Source organism: Micrococcus sp. LASM2_SD2, from assembly GCF_057364565.1.
Genome location: NZ_JBNFOB010000137.1, coordinates 1 through 6,228, shown reverse-complemented (window position 1 = coordinate 6,228; position 6,228 = coordinate 1). Strand labels below are relative to the sequence as shown.

The window sequence follows — 6,228 nt, the reverse complement described above, 5'->3', positions numbered from 1 at the left end:
AGGCCTGCCGGTCGTAGCTGTTCACGCGGAGCGGACCGCGTCGGTGACCGCGGCCAGCGCCTCGGTGGTCCTCGTGGCGTCCTGGCCGCCGCCCTGCGCGACGTCGTCCTTGCCGCCACCGCCGCCGCCGAGCACCCCGGTGGCGACCTTGACCATGGCACCGGCCTTGAGCCCGGCGTCGCGGGCGGCCTGGTTGGTGGCGGTGACGATCAGCGGACGGCCCTTGGCCTCGGCCGTCATGGCCACAAGCACGGGAGTGCCCGCCGCATTGCCTCCGGCCGACTCCAGGCGGGAGCGCAGGTCCAGCACCAACGAGCGGAGCTGCCCGCCGTCCACGGCGCCGGCGTGGTGGGCCAGCACCTTCACCGCGGTGCCTCCGGCGGTGGTGACCTCCTCGGCCTTCGCGACGAGCTGGCCGGCCTCGGCCTGCAGCTGCGCGGCCTTGAGCTCGGCGATCTGCTTCTCCGCCGCCTTGAGCTTGTCCATGGTCGCGGAGATGCGGTCCTTGAGCTGGTCGGCCGGCGCCTTGAACATCTCGGACAGGTCCGAGACCAGGGTGCGCTCGGTGGCCAGGTGACGGAACGCGTCCAGGCCGACGAGGGCCTCCACGCGGCGGTTGCCCGAGCCCACGGACTGCTCGCCGAGCAGGGTCAGGGAGCCGATCTCCGCGGTGCGGTTCACGTGGGTGCCGCCGCAGAGCTCGCGGGAGAAGTCGCCGTTGATCTCGACCACACGGACGCGGTCGCCGTACTTCTCTCCGAACAGGGACATGGCGCCCATCGCCTTGGCCTCGTCCAGGGACATCTCCTTGGTCAGGACGGTGTGGTTGTCCCGGATGGCGATGTTGGACAGGTCCTCGATCTCCGAGCGGGCCATCGCGGAGACGGCCTCGGCCCAGCGGAAGTCGAAGCGCAGGTAGCCCTCCTTGTTGAAGGAGCCGGACTGCGTGGCCTCCGGGCCGAGGATCTCGTGGAGGGCCGCGTGGACGATGTGCGTGCCGGTGTGCGCCTTCTCCGCGTCCAGGCGACGCTGCACGTCGATCGAGCCCAGGGCGGTGGCGCCGGCGGCGACCTCGCCGTCCTTGACACGCACGCGGTGCACGGACAGACCCTTCACCGGGGCCTGGACGTCCAGCACCTCCAGCTCGAAGCCGTCGCCGGTGATGACGCCACGGTCCGCGGCCTGGCCGCCGGCCTCGGCGTAGAACGGGGTGGCGTCCAGCACGAGGTCCAGCTCCTGGCCGGCGGAGGCGGACTGCACGGCGGCGCCGTCCGCGATCAGCCCGCGGATCACGGACTCGGTGGCGAACTCGGTGTAGCCGGTGAAGTGCGTCTGTCCCTCACCGCGCAGCCGCTGGTACACCTCGGTGTCCGCATGGCCGGACTTCTTGGACTTCGCGTCCGCACGGGCACGGTCCCGCTGCTCCTTCATGAGGGAGCGGAAGCCGGCCTCGTCCACCTCGACGCCCGCCTCGGCCGCCATCTCGAGGGTCAGCTCGATCGGGAAGCCGTAGGTGTCGTGCAGCTCGAAGGCGTCCGCACCGGCCAGGCCGTGGCCCTCGGACTTGGCGGTGGAGACCGCGGCGTCCAGGCGGGCGGTGCCGGCCGCGATGGTGCGGGAGAAGGTCTTCTCCTCGTTGAACGCCACACGGGAGATCCGGTCCCACTGCTCGGCGACCACCGGGTAGGTGCCGGCCATCGCGTCGCGGGAGACGGGCAGTAGCTCCGGCAGCACCGGGTCGCTGACGCCCATCAGGCGCATCGCGCGGATGACGCGGCGGATCAGGCGCCGCAGCACGTAGCCGCGGCCCTCGTTGCCCGGGGTGACGCCGTCGGAGATCAGCATCAGCGAGGAGCGCACGTGGTCGGCGATCATGCGCAGGCGCACGTCGTCGTCGTAGTGCGGGTCCTGCGGGTCCTCGGTGGAGGTGTACTCCACGCCGGCGAGCTCGGCGGCGCGGTCCAGCACGGGGCGGACCTGGTCCGTCTCGTACATGTTCTCCACGCCCTGCAGGAGCATGGCGAGGCGCTCGAGCCCCAGGCCGGTGTCGATGTTCTTGTGCTGCAGCTCGCCGGCGACGTCGAAGTCGTCCTTGGCGCGCACCGCGGAGAGGCGGTGCTGCATGAACACGAGGTTCCAGATCTCCAGGTAGCGGACGTCGTCCGCCGCCGGGCCGCCCTCGATGCCGTACTCGGGGCCGCGGTCGTAGTAGATCTCGGAGCAGGGGCCGCCCGGGCCGGGCTGGCCGGTGTTCCAGTAGTTGTCCGCCTCCCCCATGCGCTGGATGCGCTCGGCCGGGATGCCGACGACGTCCTGCCAGATCTGCGCGGCCTCGTCGTCGTCGTTGTAGACGGTGACCCACAGGCGCTCCGGGTCCAGCCCGTAGCCGCCCTCGTCCTGGGAGGTGGTGAGCAGCTCCCAGGCCATGGGGATGGCCTTCTCCTTGAAGTAGTCGCCGAAGGAGAAGTTGCCGCACATCTGGAAGAAGGTGCCGTGGCGGACGGTCTTGCCGACCTCCTCGATGTCCGCGGTGCGGATGCACTTCTGGACGGACACGGCACGCGGGTGGGGCGGGGTCTGCTCACCGAGGAAGTACGGGATGAACGGGACCATGCCGGCCACGGTGAACAGCAGGGACGGGTCCGGCGAGACCAGCGACGAGGAGGGGACCACGGTGTGGCCCTTCTTCTCGAAGAAGTCCAGCCAGCGCTGGGCGATGTCCTCGGTCTTCATGCGGTGTGCTCCTCGGAGGTGGTCTGGGCCGTCGTGGTGTGCCGGGCGCCGGGGGCGGTCGGGGCGGTCTGCGGGGAGGCCACGTCCACGGTCTCGCCGGAGATGGTGCGCGAGTCCGTGTGGCCGAGCCGCTCGGAGACGGTCCGCCAGGCGGGGACCTCCTCGCGCAGCTGGGCGGCGAAGCCGCGGCGCCCTCGGCCAGGACCGTCGCGGTGGCGGCGCCGGCTTCCGGCCGATCGTGGAGGGGTGGAGGGCGGTGCGCAGCGTCTCCTCGGCCTTCACGGCCGCGGCGTCGCGCCCCTTGCCCAGGGCCATGTGCCCAAGCCATCCTGCGGCGGCACCGGCACCGAGCATCAGCATCTGCTTGATCATCGCTCTCCACCTTCTGGCCCGCACGGCGGGCACTCGTTCGGTCACGGACACAGTTCCCGTCAACACTACCGCCGATGACGCACAATCCCGGCAATCCCGGGCACACCCGGGCATCCGGGCGCACCCCGTCTCCACTCGGGGCGGGCGGGCCGCCCTGACGTGCGCAGGCCGCGGCGCCCCGGACACGCCGGAGGCCCGGCCACCTCGATGAGGTGACCGGGCCTGCCGGACGCACGTGACGTCGTCGGGACGCCGCGGCTGCGGCCTCCCTTCGAGGGATCAGCGCGCGTAGTACTCGACCACGAGCTGCTCCTCGCAGGTCACGGGGACCTCGGAGCGCTTCGGGCGGCGGGACAGGGTGGCGCGCAGCTTGTCGATCTCCACGGTCAGGTAGCCCGGGGTGGCCGGCAGGACCTGCTGGTGGGCGCCGGCGGCGGCCACCTGGAAGGGCTCGAACTTGGCGGAGCGCTCGTGCACCTCGATGACCTGGCCCTCCTTCACGCGGAAGGACGGGATGTCCACGCGCTTGCCGTTCACGGTGATGTGACGGTGCACGACGAACTGGCGGGCCTGCTGGATGGTGCGGGCGAAGCCGGCGCGCAGCACGAGGGCGTCCAGGCGCATCTCGAGCAGCTCGACCAGGTTCTCACCGGTCAGGCCCTCGGTGCGCTTGGCCTCCTCGAAGTAGCGACGCATCTGGGCCTCACGGATGTTGTACTGGGCGCGCAGGCGCTGCTTCTCCTTCAGACGCACCGCGTAGTCGGAGTCCGCCTTGCGACGGGCGCGGCCGTGCTGGCCGGGACCGTACGGACGGCGCTCCATGTACTTCTCGGCCTTCGGGGTCAGGGCGATGCCCAGGGCGCGGGAGTGCCGCACGGTGCGGCGGGTGCGCAGGTTGCCACTCATGAGTGGTCCTCACTTTCCTTGACGTGCGATGCCGTTCGGGTTTGTCTCCGCACCGCCGTCAAGCCCCCGTGCACGGCATGCCGCGCGGGGTCCAGAACGGTGCGGAACCTGGCCTCCGGTCGATCCGTCGGAGGGCTGAGGGGCGCATCGCGGGCCCGTCGTCACCACGGCGCCGCGCTCCCCCACGCGGCCGTACCGGGCACACGCGTGCCCGTTCTCAGCAGGTGAGGGGGATCGTCCGGGGCGCGACGCCTGCCAGACAGCGGATGAGTCTACCAGGTGGACGGCCCCGGTGCCGACCGGGCGGCGCAGCGCGGACCGGGCGTCCAGGCTCAGCCGGTGCCGCGCAGGATCCGCCGCAGCGCCGCGACCTGCTCGGTGAGGCGCTTCTCGTGCCCGATCGGCTTGGGGACGTAGTAGTCCTTCCCCACGAGCGGGTCCGGGGCGTACTGCTGGCGGGCCACGGCGTGCGGCTCGTCGTGCGAGTAGACATAGCCCTTGCCGTGGCCGAGGGCGGCGGCTCCCGGGTAGTGCGCGTCCCGCAGGTGCAGCGGGACCTGCCCGGTGCCGCCGGCGCGGACGTCCGCGATGGCCGCGTCGACGGCGTGGTAGCTCGCGTTGGACTTCGGCGCGGTGGCCAGGTGGGTGACGGCCTGCCCGAGGACGATCCGTCCCTCCGGCATGCCGATCAGCTGCACGGCCTGCGCGGCGGCCACGGCGGTCTGCAGGGCGGTGGGGTCGGCCATGCCCACGTCCTCGGACGCGGAGATGATGAGCCGGCGGGCGATGAACCGAGGGTCCTCCCCCGCCTCCAGCATCCGTGCCAGGTAGTGCATGGCCGCGTCCACATCCGAGCCGCGGATGGACTTGATGAAGGCGGAGATGACGTCATAGTGCTGGTCCCCATCCCTGTCATAGCGCTGGACGGCACGGTCCATGGCCTGCGCGGCGTCCGCCTCGGTGACAGTGATGGTCGCCTCGGCCTCGCCGAGGCCCTCCTCCTCCACGCGGTCCAGGGCCACGCCGGCGGCCGCTTCCAGGACGGTGAGCGAGCGGCGGGCGTCCCCGCCAGCCATGCGGACCAGGTAGTCGCGGGCGGCGTCCGAGAGGGCCACCGACCCGCCCAGGCCCCGTTCGTCCGCCACGGCGCGGGCGAGCAACCCCTCGATGTGGGCGTCCTGAAGCGGACGCAGCGTCAGCAGCAGGGAGCGGGACAGCAGCGGGGCGATCACCGAGAAGCTCGGGTTCTCCGTGGTGGCCGCGACCAGGACGACCCAGCGGTTCTCCACCCCCGGCAGCAGGGCGTCCTGCTGGGCCTTGGTGAAGCGGTGGATCTCGTCGAGGAACAGGACGGTGGTGCGCCCGTAGAGGTCGCGCTCCTCGCGGGCGCGGTCCATCACCTGACGGACGTCCTTCACGCCGGCGGAGATGGCGGACAGCTCCACGAACTTCCTGCCCTCGCCCCGCGCGATCACGTGCGCGATGGTGGTCTTGCCGATGCCCGGCGGCCCGTACAGGATGATCGAGCTCGGCCCGGCCGCCCCCGTGTACCCCTCGCCCGAGGCGGCGGCGAGCTTGCGCAGCGGGGACCCGGCCCGCAGCAGGTGGTCCTGGCCCAGGATCTCGTCCACGGACCGCGGTCGCATGCGCACCGCCAGCGGCGCGGCCGCGGAGCGCACGGAGGCCTCCACCTGCCGGGACACCCCGGAGGTGCGGCCGGCGCCGGAGGGCGAGGGGCCGTCGTCGGAGTCCGCGGCGGAGGTGAAGAGGTCGTTCATGGCCCCACCAGCCTAAGCCGTCCGGCAGACGCCGTGGACGGAAGGCGCCGCCGCGGCGAGCCGGCGCCGTCCAGCCACGACTGTGTGCGCCGGGTCGGAACGATCGCCTCGCACGCCGGCATATCCGACCTAGGGCACACAGACATGCGGGCGACACCGCTGACACACCGACGGCCGGTCCGCGGGCCGCCGTCTCCGCACCTCCTGAGGTCCCGACGACGGCCGTTCGGCTCCGCGTGCACCCGCAGCAACGCTGTGCTCATTCTGGGTTCACCCAGACCGTGTCGGGTGGACAGGTCCCCCGCCGGCGCCCCGAGCGCATCGCCGCGCCCGCGGGCCACACGACGAAGGAAGACCCATCCCCATGCATTCGACGCACCGCACCCGCCGCACCGCAGCGGCCTCCGCCGCCACCGTCCTGAGCGCCGCCGCCCTGTCC

The 6,228-nt window shown here is 72.2% G+C and carries 3 protein-coding genes; all 3 read right to left on the bottom strand.

Features of this window, described 5'->3' with window-relative positions; genetic code table 11:
- Positions 1-21: 21 nt before the first annotated feature.
- The gene (alaS, locus tag AC2W7A_RS08170) at positions 22-2,733 is read right to left on the bottom strand and encodes an alanine--tRNA ligase (RefSeq protein WP_485990921.1); all 2,712 of its coding nucleotides are present in this window, start codon (positions 2,731-2,733) and stop codon (positions 22-24) included.
- A gap of 651 nt (positions 2,734-3,384) precedes the next feature.
- Positions 3,385-4,011: a 30S ribosomal protein S4 gene (rpsD, locus tag AC2W7A_RS08165; RefSeq protein ID WP_485990920.1), complete on the bottom strand. Its 627-nt coding sequence runs from the start codon at positions 4,009-4,011 to the stop codon at positions 3,385-3,387.
- Between the two features lie 332 nt (positions 4,012-4,343).
- Complete coding sequence (locus tag AC2W7A_RS08160) at positions 4,344-5,789, bottom strand: replication-associated recombination protein A (protein WP_485990919.1); 1,446 nt, start codon at positions 5,787-5,789, stop codon at positions 4,344-4,346.
- Positions 5,790-6,228 lie beyond the last annotated feature (439 nt).